Source organism: Campylobacter sp. CNRCH_2013_0898h (assembly GCF_025772965.1).
Taxonomy (GTDB): Bacteria; Campylobacterota; Campylobacteria; order Campylobacterales; family Campylobacteraceae; genus Campylobacter_D; species Campylobacter_D lari_D.
Map to the genome: position 1 here is coordinate 25,477 of NZ_JAKMTD010000011.1, position 19,189 is coordinate 44,665.

Annotated in this window: 19 protein-coding genes and 1 pseudogene; 12 read left to right on the top strand and 8 right to left on the bottom strand. The window is 29.0% G+C overall.

Annotated features, from left to right (window positions below; translation table 11 throughout):
- Positions 1-18: 18 nt before the first annotated feature.
- The 6 genes from L8X50_RS06925 (at position 19) to pyk (ending at position 5,421) form a co-directional block, all read left to right on the top strand.
- Positions 19-564, top strand: a complete 546-nt coding sequence (locus tag L8X50_RS06925) for a hypothetical protein (RefSeq protein ID WP_263660757.1) — start codon at positions 19-21, stop codon at positions 562-564.
- On the top strand, positions 561-1,556 hold the full coding sequence (locus tag L8X50_RS06930; protein ID WP_263660758.1) for a hypothetical protein: 996 nt from the start codon (positions 561-563) through the stop codon (positions 1,554-1,556). The genes L8X50_RS06925 and L8X50_RS06930 overlap by 4 nt, the downstream gene beginning before the upstream one ends.
- Before the next feature lies 1 nt (position 1,557).
- Entirely contained in the window at positions 1,558-1,890 is a 333-nt protein-coding gene (locus L8X50_RS06935; protein ID WP_263660759.1) for a hypothetical protein, read from the top strand.
- The gene (locus L8X50_RS06940; RefSeq protein ID WP_133319858.1) at positions 1,877-2,500 is read left to right on the top strand and encodes a type III pantothenate kinase; all 624 of its coding nucleotides are present in this window, start codon (positions 1,877-1,879) and stop codon (positions 2,498-2,500) included. The genes L8X50_RS06935 and L8X50_RS06940 overlap by 14 nt, the downstream gene beginning before the upstream one ends.
- Positions 2,501-2,610: 110 nt before the next feature.
- Positions 2,611-3,957 carry an FAD-dependent oxidoreductase gene (locus tag L8X50_RS06945; protein ID WP_263660760.1) on the top strand — a complete coding sequence of 449 codons (1,347 nt, stop codon included), beginning with the start codon at positions 2,611-2,613 and terminating at the stop codon, positions 3,955-3,957.
- A 12-nt stretch (positions 3,958-3,969) separates the two neighbouring features.
- Positions 3,970-5,421, top strand: a complete 1,452-nt coding sequence (gene pyk, locus L8X50_RS06950; protein WP_214114012.1) for a pyruvate kinase — start codon at positions 3,970-3,972, stop codon at positions 5,419-5,421.
- A 7-nt stretch (positions 5,422-5,428) separates the two neighbouring features.
- Here pyk and L8X50_RS06955 read toward each other — a convergent pair.
- The 4 genes and pseudogenes from L8X50_RS06955 to L8X50_RS06970 form a co-directional block, all read right to left on the bottom strand.
- Positions 5,429-5,973 (bottom strand): annotated as a pseudogene (locus L8X50_RS06955) (D-sedoheptulose 7-phosphate isomerase).
- Complete coding sequence (gene rfaE1 / locus L8X50_RS06960; RefSeq protein WP_263660761.1) at positions 5,963-7,336, bottom strand: D-glycero-beta-D-manno-heptose-7-phosphate kinase; 1,374 nt, start codon at positions 7,334-7,336, stop codon at positions 5,963-5,965. Before rfaE1 ends, L8X50_RS06955 begins: the two are co-directional and overlap by 11 nt.
- Complete coding sequence (rfaD, locus tag L8X50_RS06965; protein WP_263660762.1) at positions 7,329-8,282, bottom strand: ADP-glyceromanno-heptose 6-epimerase; 954 nt, start codon at positions 8,280-8,282, stop codon at positions 7,329-7,331. The genes rfaE1 and rfaD overlap by 8 nt, the downstream gene beginning before the upstream one ends.
- The gene (locus L8X50_RS06970) at positions 8,279-8,794 is read right to left on the bottom strand and encodes a D-glycero-alpha-D-manno-heptose-1,7-bisphosphate 7-phosphatase (RefSeq protein ID WP_263660763.1); all 516 of its coding nucleotides are present in this window, start codon (positions 8,792-8,794) and stop codon (positions 8,279-8,281) included. The genes rfaD and L8X50_RS06970 overlap by 4 nt, the downstream gene beginning before the upstream one ends.
- Before the next feature lie 129 nt (positions 8,795-8,923).
- Here L8X50_RS06970 and L8X50_RS06975 point away from each other — a divergent pair, with 129 nt between their 5' ends.
- Positions 8,924-9,229 carry a c-type cytochrome gene (locus tag L8X50_RS06975; RefSeq protein ID WP_133319851.1) on the top strand — a complete coding sequence of 102 codons (306 nt, stop codon included), beginning with the start codon at positions 8,924-8,926 and terminating at the stop codon, positions 9,227-9,229.
- A gap of 11 nt (positions 9,230-9,240) precedes the next feature.
- On the opposite strand, the gene L8X50_RS06980 is transcribed toward L8X50_RS06975, so the two are convergent.
- Together L8X50_RS06980 and L8X50_RS06985 are read right to left on the bottom strand one after the other, a co-directional pair.
- On the bottom strand, positions 9,241-9,456 hold the full coding sequence (locus L8X50_RS06980) for a cbb3-type cytochrome oxidase assembly protein (RefSeq protein ID WP_133319850.1): 216 nt from the start codon (positions 9,454-9,456) through the stop codon (positions 9,241-9,243).
- Entirely contained in the window at positions 9,453-11,798 is a 2,346-nt protein-coding gene (locus L8X50_RS06985; RefSeq protein ID WP_263660764.1) for a heavy metal translocating P-type ATPase, read from the bottom strand. The genes L8X50_RS06980 and L8X50_RS06985 overlap by 4 nt, the downstream gene beginning before the upstream one ends.
- A gap of 181 nt (positions 11,799-11,979) precedes the next feature.
- On the opposite strand from L8X50_RS06985, the gene rho reads away from it, so the two are divergent.
- The gene (rho, locus tag L8X50_RS06990; RefSeq protein ID WP_039617780.1) at positions 11,980-13,284 is read left to right on the top strand and encodes a transcription termination factor Rho; all 1,305 of its coding nucleotides are present in this window, start codon (positions 11,980-11,982) and stop codon (positions 13,282-13,284) included.
- A gap of 2 nt (positions 13,285-13,286) precedes the next feature.
- Positions 13,287-14,822 (top strand): DNA polymerase III subunit gamma/tau, encoded by a 1,536-nt coding sequence (locus L8X50_RS06995; protein ID WP_263660765.1) that lies wholly within the window; start codon positions 13,287-13,289, stop codon positions 14,820-14,822.
- On the opposite strand, the gene L8X50_RS07000 is transcribed toward L8X50_RS06995, so the two are convergent.
- The gene (locus L8X50_RS07000) at positions 14,819-16,912 is read right to left on the bottom strand and encodes a TonB-dependent receptor domain-containing protein (RefSeq protein WP_263660766.1); all 2,094 of its coding nucleotides are present in this window, start codon (positions 16,910-16,912) and stop codon (positions 14,819-14,821) included. The two genes, L8X50_RS06995 and L8X50_RS07000, sit on opposite strands and share 4 nt — an antisense overlap.
- A gap of 157 nt (positions 16,913-17,069) precedes the next feature.
- Between L8X50_RS07000 and exbB the strand changes: the two genes are divergently transcribed.
- From exbB to L8X50_RS07015, 3 genes are read left to right on the top strand one after another with little or no spacing between them, the layout of a single operon-like run.
- Positions 17,070-17,501 (top strand): TonB-system energizer ExbB, encoded by a 432-nt coding sequence (exbB, locus tag L8X50_RS07005; protein ID WP_149062773.1) that lies wholly within the window; start codon positions 17,070-17,072, stop codon positions 17,499-17,501.
- Positions 17,494-17,883 (top strand): TonB system transport protein ExbD, encoded by a 390-nt coding sequence (gene exbD, locus L8X50_RS07010; protein WP_263660767.1) that lies wholly within the window; start codon positions 17,494-17,496, stop codon positions 17,881-17,883. Before exbB ends, exbD begins: the two co-directional genes overlap by 8 nt.
- Complete coding sequence (locus L8X50_RS07015; protein WP_220567153.1) at positions 17,880-18,533, top strand: energy transducer TonB; 654 nt, start codon at positions 17,880-17,882, stop codon at positions 18,531-18,533. The genes exbD and L8X50_RS07015 overlap by 4 nt, the downstream gene beginning before the upstream one ends.
- 10 nt (positions 18,534-18,543) lie before the next feature.
- On the opposite strand, the gene L8X50_RS07020 is transcribed toward L8X50_RS07015, so the two are convergent.
- Positions 18,544-18,996 carry a DUF411 domain-containing protein gene (locus tag L8X50_RS07020; protein ID WP_220567152.1) on the bottom strand — a complete coding sequence of 151 codons (453 nt, stop codon included), beginning with the start codon at positions 18,994-18,996 and terminating at the stop codon, positions 18,544-18,546.
- Between the last annotated feature and the right edge of the window lie 193 nt (positions 18,997-19,189).

Below are 19,189 nucleotides of genomic sequence, written 5' to 3' on the forward strand. Positions count from 1 at the left end.
TATTAATAAAGGAAAAATATGGCTTTAAAAGAAAATTTGAAAGCAGTAAAAGAAGAATTAAGCTCTCAAGAGCAAATGATGGAAAATTTTATCAAATCAGAACGCTTTATAAGAAAATACAAATATTATTTTATTGCTCTTATTACTCTTTTAGTTCTTTATTTTAGTGGAAGTTATATTTATAATATAAAACAAGAAAAAAATATCCAAGAAAGTAATATCATTTTTAATAATCTGTTAAAAAATCCTTCAGATCAAAAATTAATTGAGGAATTAAAGCAAAAAAATGCAAATTTATACACCATATATATTATGGGTCAAAATAATCAAGATCTTAATCAAACCTTGAGTCTTAATATAGATCCTTTGTTAAAACAAATAGTGCTTGCCCAAAATAATCAAAAATCAGATTTTCTAAAAGATTATAATACTCTATTAATAGGTTTTGAATTTTTAAAACAAAATGATTTTAAAAACGCAGATGTTGAATTTAATAAAATACCTATAAATTCTCCTTTATGGCAAATCATCACAAGCTTAAAACACTATCAAGGAATAAAATGAAGCATTTTTATTTATTTATTATTACTTTAATATTTTTTAGTGCTTGTGGCACTAAAAGGGAATACTATCAACCAACACAACTAGAACAACTTCCTTATAATTCTAAAAATATTAATGGAAAAATAGTTAATTTTAACAACAACATTGCTCAGTTAAACAATAATACTTTCATAGACAATAAAGGAAATATTACTGCTTTAAAAATAGATAAAAACTATAATATTTTAAATATCCGTCAAGAAGAAATTCTTATAGCTGATAATGATGGGAATTTTAAAATTTTAAATTTACAAGGTGAAGAATTATTTTCTCATAAATTTAACGAAAGTGTAGTAAGTGCTAATGTAGATGGGGATGATATAGCTTTGATTTTAGCAAGTAATACTTTAGTGTATGCTAATAAAAATCTTGGTATAAGAATGCTACAAAATTTAGGCACTGCTTATGCTCAAGATAGTCGCTATGCTAATCCTTATTTTTTAAATACCATTATCATATACCCTATGCTTAATGGAAAATTAGCCATACTTAACAAAAGTACACTAAAAGTTAGTAAAGAAATTTTAGTAAGTAGTGAAGAATTTTTTAATAATATCATCTATCTTCATGTTAAAAACGATACAATGGTTGCCGCAACAGCACAAAAAATCATCGTTGTAACACCAAATAGAACTTTATACCTAAACGAAAACATTAAAGAGGTAAATATTAATGATAAAGAAATTTTTATATTAACAAAAGATGGAAGAGTTATCAAAAATGATTATAATCTTAGAAAAATTAATGAAATAAAATTTCAATTTGCTTTATTTTCCAAAAGCACATTATATAATGATTCTTTGTATGTATTTGAAAAAACTGGCTATTTAATTAAATTAAATACAAATCTGAAAGATTTTACCGTATATAAATTAAATGAAGCTATTGATAAAAAAAGTTTTATGGCTAATGGTAAATTTTTCTATCACAATAAAGTTTTACAATTAAATTAAAATGAATCAAGAACTAAGCGATATTCTTATTAAGCATGGAATTATTTTAAAAAATATTAATTCTTTGGATATCCATGCTTTTAGCAAAAAGAAAAAACTAATTTGCTTTTATGGAGAAAATACAAAAAAACAATATTGTTTATTTTTATTTTCTTTTGCAAAAAGTAAGATTTTAAAAAAAGATGGTTTAGAATTTGAAAATATTTTTCAAAACATAAGTCAAATTTTAAATTTAAAATTTAAAAATCATTTTATTTTTCATCAGTCTCTAATTTGCTCAAAAGCAAAAGAATATTTATTCACCAAAGGAATTCAAAATTATGCTTTTGTGTGATATTGGCAATACAACTGCAAGTTTTTTAAATGAGCAAAAATTTCATTCTATGAGCATAGAGCAATTTTTACAGTATGAGCCGACACAAAAAGTGTTTTACATCAATGTTAATCCAAATTTAGAGCAAAGATTAAAGCAAAATCCTTTATTTATTAACCTTGCTCCATATTTTAATTTTGATACTATTTATAAGAATTTAGGAGTTGATAGAATAGCAGCTTGCTATACCATAGAAGATGGGGTAGTAGTTGATGCTGGCTCTGCAATAACTGTGGATATTGTTTCAAATTCAATCCATCTTGGAGGATTTATCCTGCCTGGTATTGAAAGCTACAAAAAATCTTTTGCTAGTATTTCTTCTCGCTTAAAACACGAACTTAACACTCAAATAAACTTTGATGCCTTTCCCCAAAGAACTATTGATGCCTTAAGTTATGGAGTTTTTAAAAGTATATATTTACTTATAAAAGATAGTGCATATGATAAAAAGTTATATTTCACAGGTGGCGATGGGCAATTTCTTGCAAATTTTTTTGATTATGCAATTTATGATAAATTTTTGATTTTTAGAGGTATGAAAAAAGCTGTTTGTGAAAATTTTATACTTTAAAAGATTAACCATATCTTTGGCTTTTCAATTATAAGCTTTATTTAAACTCAAAACAACTATATTTTGATATTATTAGCAAAATCAAACATACACAAAAGGAATTGATGATAATGGATCGAAAACACTTTGATGCCGTGGTGATTGGCGGTGGGATTTCTGGTGCTGCAGCATTTTACGAATTAGCAAGATATACTGATATTAAAAGTATTGCATTATTAGAAAAATACAATAACGCTGCAACATTAAATAGTCACAGCACAAGTAATTCACAAACCATCCACTGCGGTGATATAGAAACTAACTATACCTTGGAAAAAGCAAAAAAAGTTAAAAAAACAGCAGATATGATTGTAAAATATGGGCTCTTGCAAAATGCACAAAATAAATTCATGTATTCACACCAAAAACTTGCACTTGCAGTTGGGGAAAAAGAATGTGAATATATGAAAAATAGATATGAAGAATTTAAAGAATTATATCCTTATATTAAATTTTACACAAAAAATGAAATCAAACAAATAGAACCAAATGTTGTTTTAGGTGAAGATGGTGTCAATGATAGGGCGGATAATATAGTAGCTATGGGTGTAGAAGAAGGTGAAATTTATACCACAGTAGATTTTGGACTTATGAGTCAAAATCTCATAGAGCAAGCTTGTAAACAAGGTAAAGATACTCATGTTGCTTACAATCAAGAAGTTGTGTTTATAGAAAAAAAAGATGATATTTTTTATATAAAAACAAGAGATTTTAAAGAATATAGTGCAAAATCCATTATCGTCAATGCAGGCGCACACTCATTATTTTTAGCACATAAAATGGGTATAGGTTTAGACAAATCTTGCTTTCCTGTTGCAGGAAGTTTTTACATGGCAAAAAGAAAAATTTTAAATGGTAAGGTTTATATGGTGCAAAATCCAAAACTCCCATTTGCTGCACTACATGGCGATCCTGATTTACTAACTAACATGAACACCCGTTTTGGTCCTACTGCTTTAGTTATTCCTATGCTAGAAAGATACCATGGCTTTAAATCTTTACCTGAATTTTTTAAAACACTTAATCTTGATATGAATGTAATTAAAATTTGTTTTAATCTTTTTAAAGATTCTACTATTAGAAATTATATTCTTTATAATTATTTATTTGAAATTCCTTATATCAACAAAAAACTTTTTGTAAAAGATGCTAAAAAAATAGTTCCTAGTTTAAAAACAGATGATATTTACTATGCTAAAAATTTTGGAGGAGTGCGACCTCAAGTGCTTGATAAAAAAGCAGGAGAATTAATGCTTGGAGAGGCTAGCATCACTGAAATTCCGGGTATAATTTTTAATATGACACCAAGCCCAGGTGCTACGAGTTGTCTTGGTAATGGTTATAGAGATGCAAAACTTATTTGTCAATATTTGGGTGCTAATTTTAATGAAGATTTATTTACTAGTGAACTGCTATAAAAAGGATAGGAAATGTTAAAAAAAACAAAAATAGTCGCAACAATTGGGCCAGCAAGTGAAAATGAAACTACAATAAGACAAATGATTATTAATGGAGTGAATGTTTTTCGCTTAAATTTCTCACATGGAACTCATGAATATCATAGTCAAAATCTAGCCACCATTAGAAAAGTAGCAGCTGAACTTAATGCAAGGATTGGAATTTTACAAGATATTAGCGGGCCAAAAATTAGAACCTTAAAAATTCCAGAAGCTTTTGAGCTAAAAAGTGGAGATAGACTAGACTTTTACAAGGATACTTTTGAAGGAGAAAAACTTTCTAATGAACATTATAAAGTCTGTATTAATCATCCCGAAATTCTTTCTATGCTAAAAGTGGGAGAATACATCTATCTTTGTGATGGCTCTATTAAAACTAAAGTTATACAAGTTGAAAAAGATTTTATCCAAACCCAAGTAGAAAATAGCGGGGTGCTTAGTTCAAATAAAGGAATTAATTTTCCAAATACAAAAATCAATATCGATGTTATAACTCAAAAAGATAAAGATGATCTTGCATGGGGCATTAAAAACGATGTTGATTTTTTAGCTATATCTTTTGTGCAAAATGCTCATGATATTGATGAAGTTAAAAAAATACTTGATGAAAATAATGCCAAAATTGCTATTTTTGCAAAAATAGAAAAATTTGATGCTGTTGAAAATATCGATGAAATTATAAATAGTAGCGATGGTATAATGGTAGCAAGAGGAGATTTAGGCATTGAAGTGCCTTATTATAGAGTACCAAATATACAAAAACTCATCATTAAAAAAGCTAATGAGGCCAATAAACCTGTAATCACTGCCACTCAAATGCTTTTTTCGCTTGCAAAATCAAAAACTGCCACAAGAGCTGAAATTTCAGATGTTGCTAATGCTGTACTTGATGGCACTGATGCGGTTATGCTTAGCGAAGAAAGTGCGGTGGGGATTGATCCGGCAAATGCAGTTGATATTATGACTCAAACTATCATTGAAACAGAAAAAAACTATCCTTATGAAAAATTTGAAAATTTTAAATGCTTTAACGAAACTGATATCATTGCCAAATCAAGCACACAATTAGCTACTGATTTAAATGCAAATGCAATTTTTACCATTACAAGCAGTGGTGCTTCTGCGGTTAAAACAGCAAGGTATCGTCCAAAAATGGATATCATAGCTATTACTCATTCTAAAAAAGCTTTAAATTTTTTAAGTATAGTCTGGGGAGTTCAACCTGCTATATTGATAGAAAAGCATGAAAATTTAACAGAACTTTTAAGCAATTCTGTAAAACTTGGAGTTGAAAAAGGCCTTATGAAAAAAGATGGGGTTTACACTCTTACTGCAGGATTTCCAGTAGGTGTTGCAGGAAGTACAAATTTAATTAGAATTTTACAAAAAGATCAAATTGAATATTATTTAAGTTTGGGAAAATAACCCAAACTTAATATTCTTCTTCTATTAGATCACACAAGCAGTGTATGATTAAAATATGCATTTCTTGAATTCTGGTCGTATCATCACTTGGGACGACTATATTATGCTCACATAATGCATTCATCGCTCCACCACCTTTTCCACTAAGCCCTATACATTTAGTGCCAATTTCTTTGGCCTTTTCAAAAGCTTTGATCACATTTGGGCTTTTTCCACTAGTAGAAATTCCAATCAATACATCATTATTGCTTGTCTTAAAAAAACAAATTCAAAACCATAGTCATTTCCTATAGCACTTAAAGCAGAAGTATCAGTGCTTAGAGCAATAGCAGCTAAAGCCTTTCTTTCTTTTTTATATCTTCCACTAAGTTCAGCTGCAAAATGTTGGCTATCTGCAGCACTTCCACCATTTCCACAAATTAAAATTTTCCCACCACTTTTCAAGCACACTTTTAATTCTTGAGCAACCGTAGCAATTTGCTCTTTTAAATTCAAACTTTGCTCTAAAGTTTTTTGATGTTGAATAAATTCCTTTTCAATTTTATTTATCATTTGCAATCCTATTAATTATATTAGTAGTACTAAATCCATCTTCAAAGTCAATTAATTCTACTTTTTTTACTAAATTTGAACCCACTACTTCCTTGCCTTTATAATCAGCTCCTTTAACTAGCACATCAGGCTTTAAAAACTCTATCAGTTCATAAGGAGTATCATCATTAAAAATCACTACATAATCTACAAAATACATACTCGCAAGCATACATGCGCGTTGGAATTCTAAATTTATAGGTCTTGAGTTTCCTTTTAGTCTTTTTACGCTTTCATCTGAATTTAAACCTACAACTAAGATATCTCCTAGTTTTTTAGCTTTTTCAAGGTATTTTATATGACCATAATGCATAATATCAAAACATCCATTGGTAAAAACTACTTTTTGATTTTGTATCAACTTCACAAGCTCTTCTTTGCTTTTAATTTTATCTTCAAAAGAAGCTTTTTTTAGATTTTTAATCTCTTCTAAACTTACACTCACACTTCCTACTTTTGCTACCACAACAGCTGCTGCATCATTTGCTAACTCACATGCTTTTACGATATCAACTTTTAAGGCTAAAGCATAAGCAAGCATAGCTATAACACTATCTCCAGCTCCTGTTACATCATAAACTTCCAAAGCTTTTGCGGGAATAATATGTAATTTCTCATCAAAAAGTGCTATTCCTTCTTCAGATAAAGTTATAATAGAATAAGCTAAATTTAAATCATCTTTTAATTTTTTCAAAGCTTTTTCTAAATTATCAATTTTTTCTACACCCAAAGCTTGAATAGCTTCTTTTTTATTTGGAGTTAGCAAGGTTGCATTTTGATATTTACTAAAATCACTTCCTTTTGGATCAATCAAAATAGGTAAATTTAAAGTATTTGCATGCTCTATCAAAGCTTTTGTTACTTTTGAAGTTAAAATCCCTTTGGCATAATCACTCAAAACAATCGCATCATAATCTTTTGCGATTGTTTTATACTCTTGGATAATTTCATCTTCTAATTTAGTATCAAAATCATTCTCATCATCAAGTCTTAAAACTTGCTGAGAATGTGATAAAACTCTACTCTTAAGAGGGGTTTTTCTATTCTTTTCTACTAATAATTTTGCATTTAAATTCTCTTTTAAAAACTTCCCACTCTCATCATCACCCACAAGTCCTAGAGCAAAAACCTCAGCACCAAGACTTTTTAAATTTGCATATACATTACCAGCTCCACCTAGTCTTTTATCTTCTTTTTGTGATTTCATCACCATTACAGGAGCTTCTGGAGAAATTCTAGTGCAATCACACCATATATAATGATCCACCATAAAATCCCCGACAACTAAAATTTTTGGCTTTTTAGAACTTAAAAAATCAAACATTTACTTCCTTTTCATAAAGCCTTTTGATCTCATCTAAATAATCTTTTACACCCTCTTCAAGACTAAATTTAGCTTTATATGAAAAACTCTCATCTAATTTTGCTTGAGTATGGAATTGATAAGAATTTTTGTAAGGATTAGGAATATACTCACAAGGATAATTAGTGTTTAATTCTTTTTGCAAAATATCTACTATATCTTGAAAAGTTCTTGCTTTACCTGTAGCTACATTATAAATTCCACTTTTTGCTTCTAAAGCTTTTAAATTTGCACTCACAACATCTTTAATATACACAAAATCACGATAAATTTGATCACTTCCTTCAAACAAACGCGGACTTTTACCCGCTAAAATTTGATGTCCAAATTGCAAAATCATAGAAGCAGTGCTATTTTTAAAAAATTCTCCCTTGCCATATACATTAAAATATCTAAGCCCAACTATATGCATTTTATTAAAGTATTTTTTTGCTAATTTATCCATCATTAATTTTGAAAATGCATAAGGGTTTTTAGGGGCTTCACTTAAATTTACAGTTTGCGGGCTTGGAGCATCTCCATAAACTGAGGCTGAACTTGCATAGATTAATTTTGCATTAAGTTCCAAAGCAAGTTCTATAAAATCTTTAAAAGTGTTTAAATTGGTCTTTAAAACTTTGTTTTGATCATAAACAGTTGTATCTGAAATTGCGGCCTTATGAAAGATCACATCAGGTTTAAAAGCTTTTATAACTTTTAAAGTTTTTTCATCATTAATATCGCCCACATAAAGCTCACCTTCAAAATCTAAAATATTCTTAAAATGACCAAAACTTTCTAAATTTCCATTTTCAAAAGTAGCACTTGATCGCATTTTATCCACAATCAAAACCTCATGTTTATCCTGAAGTTCTAGAGCAAGAGCAGAGCCTATAAAACCTGCTCCACCTGTTATCACAATTTTCATTTCCTATCCTTTAAATAATACAAAAGTTCTTTTAAATTTTTAAAGACCTTATAGTTTTTATTATCATTATAATTTTCATTAATCAAAAATAGATTTTTTATACCAGCATTGATTCCAGCTTGCATATCACTTAAATTATCCCCTATAAAAAAAGATTGTGAAAAATCTATATAAAATTCTTTTTGTGCTTTTAAAAGCATGCCAGGTTTTGGCTTACGGCATTCACAATTTTCTAAATGAGGGCAGTGATAAATTTTTTCTATTTTAATGCCTTTTTTCAAAAACTCACCTAGCATATATGAGCTTAAAATTTCAAAATCTTTTTCATTATAATAAGCCCTTGCAATACCTGATTGATTAGTAGCTACAAAAATTAAAAAATTTTGCTTTTGAAAAAATTCACAAAGTTCAAAAATACCATCACAAAATTCAAAATCACTAATCTTATGAACATATTTTTTATCTATATTAATAATCCCATCTCTATCTAAAAATAACGCCTTTGTTTTCATGAAAAAATTATAATGAATTTTTTTTAAGATTTTATAATTTATCAAGTAAAAAAGTTTTTTAAGCGACTTTAAATAAAAAAAGCATATAATTAAAAACATTTTATTTTCAATTTATATAGGAGTGATACAATGAAAAAGCTACTTGTTTTATCAGCTTTGGCATGTCTTAGTGTTTCAGCTTTTGCTGCGGATGGTGCTACACTTTATAAAAAATGTGCAGTATGTCATGGTGCTAAAGCAGATAAAGTTTATCTTAACAAAGTTCCTGCTTTAAATACTTTAACTGCAGCTGAAAGATTACAATACATGAAAGATTATGCAGCAGGTAAAAGAAATGCTTATGGCCAAGGTGCAATCATGAAGATTAACCTTAAAGGTTTAACAGAAGCAGATTTTAAAGCAATTGAAGAATACATCGAGAGCTTAAAAAAATAATTTGACAGCCTTTATGGCTGTTTTTCTTGATTTTTCTTTTCCAAAGCTTCTTTTTTTCTTTTTTCCAAAATTACTGCATCATTTAAAGCTTCTTCGCTATCATTTAAAGTAGTAAATTTATAATCATCGTCAAATTGCTTATTTTTGATCCCCCAAAGTAAAGCACAAATTGCCAAAAATAAAGCAACCATAGAAACACCTATCATCATCATTAAAACACCATTCATTTTTTAATCCTTAAAGCATTTAAAATCACTATTATACTACTAAAAGACATTGATAAAGCTGCAATTAAAGGATTAATCAAACCAAAAAAAGCTAAAGGCATGCTCAAGGCATTATAAAATAAAGAAAAAGCTAAATTTTGTTTAATAATTTGATAAGTTTTTTTAGCTATTTGTATAGCCTTTTGCAAGCTTTTTAAGTCGTTTTTTAACAATATAATATCACTATTTTCCATAGCAAGCTCAGAACCTTCTTTTAAAGAAACCCCAACACCTGCATAAGAAAGTGCTAAAGCATCATTTACCCCATCTCCTACCATTAAAACCTTACCTGTTTGATTTAACCTAGCTATTGTTTGCATCTTATCTTCTGGCATGCATGAGGCTTTGAAATTATTTATTTTTAATTTTTCAGCTACCTTACTCACAGCAGATAAATTATCACCACTTAACATATAAATTTGCATTTTGCATTCTTTCATAAATTCGATCAACTCTTCAGAGCTTTCTCTCATACTATCTTCTAATTCAAAAACTGCTAATATAGTTTTATTTTTAGCAAATATAAAATGCGTAGTTTGAAATTCTTGTACTTGCATATGATTTTCTTTGAAAAATTTCTCATTTCCTCCTAAAAATTCATCTTTACCCAAAAAGGCTTTATAACCTCTTGCTTGAAAATTTTGAACTTTTTCAAATTCTATTCTGCTATCAATTTTTTCATCTAAAAATTTCAAAATGCTTTTAGCCACTGGGTGGTTAGTCAGGTGTAAGAAATTTAATAATTCATTTTTATCTAACCTCTCATCCAAAAAGCTTTTTTTAACCTCTAAACTAGCCTTTGTTAAAACCCCTGTTTTATCAAACACAGCCACATTGCACTTACTCAAATCCTCCACAACACCTGCTTCTTTAAATAAAATTTTTTCCTTCAAACCAGTGCTAATTGCTACTAAAGAACTCACCGGTGTAGCTAAAGCCAAAGCGCATGGACAAGCTATGATTAGCACAGAAACCATGCGTATCATGGCTTCTTCAAAACCTAAATTTAGTACAAAAAAAGTAAAAACAAAGCACAACAAAGCACAAATTAAAATAATAGGCGAAAAATACTTACTTACCTGTTGCACCATTTTTTCTATTTTGGCTTTTTTAGCACTTGAATTTTCAAGTAAATCAATAATCCTAGCTAATTTAGAATCCTTATAAAGAGCATTTGTCTTATATAAAGCATTCCCGCTTAAAACTAAAGAAGCAGAATAAATCATATCATCTTTTTGCACATCAAGTGGTAAGCTCTCTCCGCTTAAACTAGACATATCTAAACTAATATTACCGCTAATACACACTCCATCTATTAAAACCCTATCGCCTTCTTTTAACTCTATAATATCTCCTATTTGCACCTCTTCTACATCGATATTTTCTATTTTTTCATTTTTTAACACCCTTACTTCATTACCTAAAAATGACCTCAAATGATCGAGCGTATCAAGGGCTTTTTTCTTACTTAAAAGCTCTAAATACTTTCCTATAAAAACAAAACAAATAATCATCGCCACAGAGTCAAAATATACCTGTGAAGCTCTTGAAAACATTGCCCACACTGAATATATATAAGCTAAACTTGCTCCACTAATTACCAAAGTATCCATATTAACATTTTTAAATTTCAAAGCATAATAGGCATTTTTATAAAAAATCGAACCTGTGTAAAAAAGTACAGGAGTGCAAAGTAAAAATTCAGCAAAATGTAAAATATCTTTAATATCAGCTTCCATGCCACTAAAAAACCCAGCATATTTAGCTACAGATATCCACATGATATTCATTACGCAAGCTATAGCAACTATTAATTTTGCATAAAAATCTCTTTTGGTTTGAGTTGCTCTTTGTTCATTTTTTGTAGGTAAATACACACTAGCTTTATAGCCTATGCTTTCTATATTTTGGATAATTTTTACTAGATTAATACTTTTTTCATCAAAAACAATTCTAGCTTTATGGGTAATAGAATTAATATCAACTTCTATCACTCCTTCGCTTTTAATGAGAATTTTTTCATTAAGCCAAACACAGGCCGCACAATGAATTTCTTCTATCAGTAAAAAAACCTCACTAAAGCCTTCTTTTGTTTTTTGTATGTATTTTTCATAGTCTTTAATACTATATTCTATTGTTATTGGGGTTAAAGTTTGATTACCAAGTTTTTCATAAAATTCCTCCAAATTATTCTCTTGTAAAATTTCATATACACTTTCACAGCCTTTACAACAAAAATAATTTCCATTTTTTTCTATCATTTGTTCTTGTTTAAAGCTTAATTGGCAATGCTTACATCTCATTTTATACTTTCTTTATAAGTTTTTACAATATTTTATCATTTTTTCAAACTTTCAATTTTAAAAATTATTTACAAAGCTATATTATAATTTCCAAAATTTGACAAAAAAGTATTTTTTTTAATAAAATCTTTTTTGAATAAACTAAAACAAAAACTACATTTTCTACATTTTATGAGGATATATGGAAAATACAAAAGAAAAGAAACAACACCAAAGAACACACATTCCTGTTGAAGGTTATAAAATAGAAGATTTAAAGTTGCTTGATTTAGAAAGCTTAGTAAAAATAGCAAATGAAGCAGAAATAGAAAATCCGAGAGAATTTAGAAGACAAGATCTTATTTTTGAAATTCTAAAAGCACAAACAAAAAAAGGTGGCTTTATACTCTTTACAGGAATTTTAGAAATTTCGCCTGAAGGTTATGGATTCTTACGTGGAATGGACTCAAATTTAAGCGATAGTGTAAATGATGCTTATGTATCAAACTCACAAATTCGCAAATTTGCTCTGCGTGTAGGAGATATAGTTACTGGTCAAGTTAGAGAGCCAAAAGATCAAGAAAAATACTATGCTTTATTAAAAATTGAAGCAATCAACTATCTTCCATTAAAAGAAGCTAGAGAAAGACCTTTATTTGACAATCTTACTCCAATTTTTCCAACTGAAAAAATCAAATTAGAATATGATCCTTTAAAATTAACAGGTAGAATGCTTGATCTGTTTGCTCCTATTGGAAAAGGTCAAAGAAGCTTAATCGTAGCACCTCCAAGAACTGGTAAAACTGAGTTAATGAAAGAACTAGCTACCGCTATTGCTAAAAATCATCCGGAGGCTCATTTGATTGTACTTTTAGTAGATGAGCGCCCTGAAGAAGTTACAGATATGCAAAGATGTGTTAAAGGCGAGGTTTTTAGCTCTACTTTTGACTTACCTGCCTATAATCATGTTAGAGTGGCTGAACTTGTTATAGAAAAAGCAAAAAGGATGGTAGAAACAGGTAAAGATGTCATTATATTACTTGATTCTATTACAAGATTAGCAAGAGCTTATAATACTGCCACACCAAGCAGTGGTAAAGTTTTAAGTGGCGGGGTTGATGCAAATGCCTTGCATAAGCCAAAGCGCTTTTTTGGTGCAGCTAGAAATATAGAACATGGTGGCTCATTAACCATCATAGCAACTGCTTTGATAGAAACAGGCTCAAGAATGGATGAAGTGATTTTTGAAGAATTTAAAGGAACAGGAAATAGCGAAATCGTTCTTGATAGAAATATTTCAGACAGAAGAATTTACCCTGCAATTAATATTATAAAATCAGGTACTAGAAAAGAAGAATTACTCCAAGGTGTTGAAAAACTTCAAAAAATTTGGGCGATTAGATCAGCTATTTCACAAATGGATGATATAGAAGCTTTAAAATTCTTATACTCTAAAATGCTAAAAACCAAAAGCAATGAAGAGTTATTATCTATCATGAATGAGTAGTAATGCTCCAAGCTCTTGCTGTTAAATACAGACCAAAAAATTTCAATGAGCTTGTAGGGCAAAATACTGTTTCTACAAGCTTAAAATATGCTCTTGAAAATAACCGCTTAGCACATGCTTATTTATTTTCAGGATTACGCGGAAGTGGAAAAACTTCAAGTGCAAGAATTTTTTCAAGAGCCCTAGTATGCGAAAAAGGACCAAGTGCTAATCCTTGTGGAGAATGTTCTCAATGTTTATCTTCACTCAGTGGCTCTAATATAGACATTATAGAAATGGATGCTGCAAGCCATAGAAGCTTAGAAGATATTCAAGAGCTTATCGAGCAAGTTAAATACGCTCCATCTTTAGCTAGGTTTAAAATTTTTATTATCGATGAAGTGCATATGCTTACCCCACAAGCAGCAAATGCCTTGCTTAAAACCTTGGAAGAACCACCAAGCTATGTAAAATTTATACTAGCAACAACTGACCCTTTAAAACTTCCTGCTACGGTTCTTTCAAGAACACAGCATTTTAGATTTAAGCAAATTTCTATTCACGATATCTTAAATCATCTTGAGTGGATTTTAGAAAAAGAAAATATCAATTATGAAAAAGAAGCTTTAAAACTCATAGCAAGAAGTGGAAACGGTTCTTTAAGAGATACTCTAACTTTATTAGATCAAGCCATAGTATATTGTCAAAATCATATACAAACACAAAAAATTACTGCGATGCTAGGCTTTTTAGATCCATCTAAAATTGAAGAATTTTATCAAGCCATTTTAGCTAGCGATAAAGATAAAGTTCTTGAGTTTTTAAAAGAATTTGAAGATTACGAGGCAAGCAATGTCATCGATGAGATGATATTTTTTTTAAAAGAAGCATTTTTTGCTAAAAACAATCTTTTTTCTATGTTAATTTACGAAAGATTTTTTAGAATTCTTTCGCGTGCTAAGACTATGTTAAATTCTAGCGATGATGATAGTTTTGTACTTTGTGTTATGGCTTTCATGCTTATAGAAGCAACTTATCTAAAAAGTATTGATGAGGCTATTTATAGTAAAAGCCCAAAACAAGATAACACACCAAGCCCAAAACAACAAGAAATTCTTTCTACACAAACAATTAAAGAAGAAAAACTTAATCCTTATGAAAGTTTGTTAAAAGCTATTTACAAAAGAGATTATGATTTAGCTGAAGTTTTCAAAAAAACCACGCAGTTTATTTCCTTTGAAGATGATATTTTAAGTATTAGCTCACATGCTAAAGATGATGATAGAAAAACCCTAAACAATGGCTTTAAATTAATCAAAGTCTTGCTTCATGAGCTTTTTGGAGAAAAAACACAAATTAAAATTCAAAAAATAGAAACTATAGATACCCAAAAATTACAAGATATATTCAAAACTCCTATAAAACAAGAAATAAAAAGTACTCCGAATTTAAATGAGCATTTTGAAAATTTTAAAAAAGACGCTAAAAAATACGATCCTAAAGACGAAACCAAAGAAGCTCTTATCAAGCTCTTTGGTTCTCCGACAATACAAAATTAAAAACTACCATTGATTGAAATATAAATTCTTCTTCCCTCTTCTATACGATTATAAGTATTTACCCAAGTATCTTCACCTTTGTTTTTATAAGATTCCCAATCATTTGTAAAACTTTTATCAAAAAGATTATAAATTGCTGCATTAATATTCCAATTTTTATTGATATCATAACGCACACCCATAGAAGCTAAAAAGACATCTTGGTAATATTCTCTATTAATATTTGTATCACCCATATATCGATCTATTTGCCATTCGCCTTTTATCCATGGAGAAAATTTATTAAAGATATTATAACTTGCTTTTAGCATGATATTGTGTTTTAGACTATCAATTTCTGGCTTTCCTATCACAGTTTTATCTTGTGCATCTTTTACTTCACTATCAAGATAAGTATAAGCTAAATCTAAATTTAAATGATCTATAGGAGTAATCCCCGCTCCAAGCTCTATGCCTTTGTATTCAACCTTGCCATGATTAATCGCTTGATAACAAGACTCAGCTTCACATTTTCCAATACCCGAAATCATACTATCTTTGTCGAATTTTTGACTAGAAATTTTATCTTTAAAATTTGTCAAAAACCCAGTAGCTGAAATATAGAATAAGTCATTATTATAAACAGCAGCTAATTCATAATTAAGCGATGTTTCTTCTTTTAAATTCGGATTTCCATACATAGGGTACTTACCCTGTCCACTATAATTATAAGCACCAGCTATCAATCTATTAGCATATGGAGTTCTAAAGCCCGTTGAAACACCACCCTTTAAAGTAAGCTCGCTAGTAGGATTATAAACCAAATAAGCCCTTGGTGAAATATTATTTCCAAAAATTTCATGATAATTATATCTTGCTCCAAAAGTAAATCTTAAATCATCTCTTATGCTATATTCATCTTCTGCAAAAAAAGCTAATAAATACTGATCAAAATTCGTAGGATTAGCGATTTTATCTTGCATTTTTTCAAGTCTATATTCACCACCCACGCTTAAAATATGACTTTGACCTAAAGGAATAACTGATCTTGTATCTACGATAATATCTTCAGCAACTATATCTCTATTTTGCCCTAAAAATGACTGATTTGCCTGGCCAACCACCTCACGCCCATCGTTACTTACACGGTTATACTGCAAGGTAGAAGTAATCGAAAAATCTTCATATACACCCTCATGACTTAAATAAGTTACCAACTTATCCACTTGCATAGTGTCTGTATAACCACCTGTTAAAGAGCCATCATTTTTATCTGTTGGTTTTGTTAATGTGCCCAGTTGGTCTTTTTTATTATCATAGTGATTTCTTGAAAAATCAATATCAAATATCAAAGTATTATAATCATCTACTAAGTAATTTAACCTAGTTCCTAAATTAAAATTATTAGCTTTTGTAGGACTTTGTGCTTGATCACCTTGCACTCTTTGTCCACTCCCATTACTAAATTCAACATTAGATTGTTCCCTATAAAACTCTCTAAAACGTAAGGTTAATCCTAGGCGATCATTCATCAACGGGCCGCTTGAATATATACTTGTGCCATAAGTATTACCCCATTCTTTATGTGCATTAAAAATACTATCTAAACTAACTGATGTTTCCCATTTATCGCTTACTTTTTTTGTGATGATATTTACAACACCACCCAAAGCTTCAGAACCATATAAAGTGCTCATTGGCCCTTTTATTACTTCTATTCTTTCTATACTAGAAATTGGTGGTAAGAATGAATTTGAAATTTCATTAAAACCATTAGGTCCTACTTCTCCACCTATTCCTTGACGACGCCCATCAATCAAAACTAAAGTATATCCAGTAATACCTCTCATGGTGATATTATAAGATCCAGTTTTTCCCTTGCTAGCAAATAAATCTACACCAGGAATATCAGCAATAGCTTCGGCAACATCTCTATAAGGCTTACCTCCTAAATCTTTTTTGCTAATCACATTTATAGTAGCAGGGGCTTCTTTGATATCTTGAGAAAAACCCGAAGCACTTACTATGGAGCTATCTAATAAAACTTCTTGTGATAAAGCATTGCAGACCAAAAAACTAGCAACACAAAACGATAAACAATGTTTTTTCATTATTTCCTTTCTTGATAAACAAATTTTCAAAGTTGGAATATTATGATAATAATTATTAATTTAAAATAAATTTATTGTATCAATTATGATAATTGTTATTAATAAAAAATTTAATTTTTAGCTATATAATCACAAAAAATTTTAGGATGAGGATATGATGGAATTTTTAAAAACTTATATTGACTTAATTATATTTATTGTTTTAGGGATAATGGCATTTATTGCTATATGGTGCACTATAGAACGCATCTTATTTTTTAGAAAAATTAAACTAAATGATTATCAATGCCAAGAAAAATTTGATGATGCAATTAGTGAAAATCTTACTATGCTTTATATCATTTACACTAATGCTCCTTATGTAGGGCTTTTAGGAACTGTAGTAGGGATTATGATTACATTTTACGACATGGGAGCAAGTGGGAATATTGATGTTAAATCTATTGTTATTGGCTTATCGCTAGCTTTAAAGGCTACAGCATTAGGAATTTTAGTTGCTATTCCTTCTTTAATGGCTTATAATGGATTACTTAGAAAAATATCAACCTTGAGTAATGCATATCGTATTTTTAAGGATAAAAATGCTTAAATTACCAAAAAATGAAGGCTTAAACATCATTCCTTTTATAGACATAATGCTTGTTTTACTTGCTATTGTTTTAAGCATATCCACCTTTATCGCGCATGGTGAAATCAAAATCAATCTACCTCAAAGTGAAAATTCAAATTCCATAAGTGAAAATAAAGACAAAATAAGCATCTTAATCGATAAAGAAAATAAATTTTATATCGATGGAAAAACAGTTTCCATAGAAGAAATAAAAGAAAAATTTGACACTATAAATTCTAAAACCTTAGTAGAGTTAAAAAGCGATAAAGAGGCAAAATTTGAAAGCTTTGTAAAAATTATTGATATTTTAAAAAATAAAAATCATGAAAATTTTCAAATTTTAACAGAGCACAAAAGATGAAGACTTTTATAAGTAATCATAAAAATCAATCATTTTTCATTACTTTATTTATCTTTTTACCTTTACTTTTTGTTTTTCTTTATACTAAGAATTTTTTACATATACAACATAACACTACAAAGGAAGAAAAATTTAATATAGCTATAAAACAATTTTTACAAGATTCTCCTAAAGTAAAAAACGAACAATCTAAACAAGAAAAAATAAAAAAAATAGAACAAGTAAAAGAAAAACCTATCGTTCAACCTAAAAAAATAAATACTTCAACCGATACTAAAGCAACAAATCGATTAAAAGAGGAAATAAAATCTCAAAAAATAACATCTCAAGAAAAAAACATCCTGATAAATTCTCAAGAAAGTATATCTTTAACTAATAACAATGAACTTTTAAAAGAAGTTAAGCAAGCTATAGATAAAGCTTTAATTTATCCTAGGCAAGCTCGAAAAATGCGGATGAGTGGTGAAATTTTAGTAGAATTCACATGGACTAAGGATAAAAACTTATTAAACTTAAAAATATTAAAACCATCAAAATATAAACTATTAAATGATAGTGCCTTAGAAACTATACGCATAGCATCTAAGAATTTTCCACAATATGAAAAAACTTTTCATATAAGAATACCTTTAATATACAAAATAAACTAAGCAATTTTACTTAGTTTGTCTTGATTAAATTATGTCCTTTATAGATCCCATAAATTTTATAATCTCCATTTTTAAGCATCAAAACTACAGGATATTCTTCTTCATAACCTTGTTCCATTCCAGGACTTCCTTGAGGCATACCAGGAGCAGAAATACCTATAACATCCTCAGGTTTATTTTCCAAAAGCCAAGCAACTGCATCTTCAGGAACATGCCCTTCTATAGCATAGTCATCAATCACGCCAGTATGACAGCTTTGATACATAGGCTGAATATTCATTTTTTCTTTTATTTTTAAAAAATCTTCACTTTTGTGTATTTGTACTTTATAGCCTTTATCTTTCATATAATTAGCCCAAAGATCGCAACATCCACAAGTGGGACTTTCGTAAATATTTAATATTTTTTCATTAGCCAATAAGCTTGTAAAACCAAGCGTTAAAGTTAAAAATAATTTTTTCATATATCCTCCAAAAATAAAAAAGATACAATACATTATAAAAATTAATATTTTATATCAAAAACCAAAAATATCAACTATGGCTAATTAAAAATATTAAATTAAAGTATTACTACTAAATAAAATTTCTAAATAACTTTTCTGATTTTCTACCACTTAATAAATACTAAAACCTTCTTTTTATTTTGTAAAACTA

Excerpts from the sequence above, each read along its gene's own strand:
- L8X50_RS06925 (WP_263660757.1), top strand. The coding sequence starts at position 19 with ATGGCTTTAAAAGAAAATTTGAAAGCAGTAAAAGAAGAATTAAGCTCT.
- L8X50_RS06930 (WP_263660758.1), top strand. The coding sequence starts at position 561 with ATGAAGCATTTTTATTTATTTATTATTACTTTAATATTTTTTAGTGCT.
- L8X50_RS06935 (WP_263660759.1), top strand. The coding sequence starts at position 1,558 with ATGAATCAAGAACTAAGCGATATTCTTATTAAGCATGGAATTATTTTA.
- L8X50_RS06940 (WP_133319858.1), top strand. The coding sequence starts at position 1,877 with ATGCTTTTGTGTGATATTGGCAATACAACTGCAAGTTTTTTAAATGAG.
- L8X50_RS06945 (WP_263660760.1), top strand. The coding sequence starts at position 2,611 with ATGGATCGAAAACACTTTGATGCCGTGGTGATTGGCGGTGGGATTTCT.
- pyk (WP_214114012.1), top strand. The coding sequence starts at position 3,970 with ATGTTAAAAAAAACAAAAATAGTCGCAACAATTGGGCCAGCAAGTGAA.
- rfaE1 (WP_263660761.1), bottom strand. The coding sequence starts at position 7,336 with ATGTTTGATTTTTTAAGTTCTAAAAAGCCAAAAATTTTAGTTGTCGGG.
- rfaD (WP_263660762.1), bottom strand. The coding sequence starts at position 8,282 with ATGAAAATTGTGATAACAGGTGGAGCAGGTTTTATAGGCTCTGCTCTT.
- L8X50_RS06970 (WP_263660763.1), bottom strand. The coding sequence starts at position 8,794 with ATGAAAACAAAGGCGTTATTTTTAGATAGAGATGGGATTATTAATATA.
- L8X50_RS06975 (WP_133319851.1), top strand. The coding sequence starts at position 8,924 with ATGAAAAAGCTACTTGTTTTATCAGCTTTGGCATGTCTTAGTGTTTCA.
- L8X50_RS06980 (WP_133319850.1), bottom strand. The coding sequence starts at position 9,456 with ATGAATGGTGTTTTAATGATGATGATAGGTGTTTCTATGGTTGCTTTA.
- L8X50_RS06985 (WP_263660764.1), bottom strand. The coding sequence starts at position 11,798 with ATGAGATGTAAGCATTGCCAATTAAGCTTTAAACAAGAACAAATGATA.
- rho (WP_039617780.1), top strand. The coding sequence starts at position 11,980 with ATGGAAAATACAAAAGAAAAGAAACAACACCAAAGAACACACATTCCT.
- L8X50_RS06995 (WP_263660765.1), top strand. The coding sequence starts at position 13,287 with ATGCTCCAAGCTCTTGCTGTTAAATACAGACCAAAAAATTTCAATGAG.
- L8X50_RS07000 (WP_263660766.1), bottom strand. The coding sequence starts at position 16,912 with ATGAAAAAACATTGTTTATCGTTTTGTGTTGCTAGTTTTTTGGTCTGC.
- exbB (WP_149062773.1), top strand. The coding sequence starts at position 17,070 with ATGGAATTTTTAAAAACTTATATTGACTTAATTATATTTATTGTTTTA.
- exbD (WP_263660767.1), top strand. The coding sequence starts at position 17,494 with ATGCTTAAATTACCAAAAAATGAAGGCTTAAACATCATTCCTTTTATA.
- L8X50_RS07015 (WP_220567153.1), top strand. The coding sequence starts at position 17,880 with ATGAAGACTTTTATAAGTAATCATAAAAATCAATCATTTTTCATTACT.
- L8X50_RS07020 (WP_220567152.1), bottom strand. The coding sequence starts at position 18,996 with ATGAAAAAATTATTTTTAACTTTAACGCTTGGTTTTACAAGCTTATTG.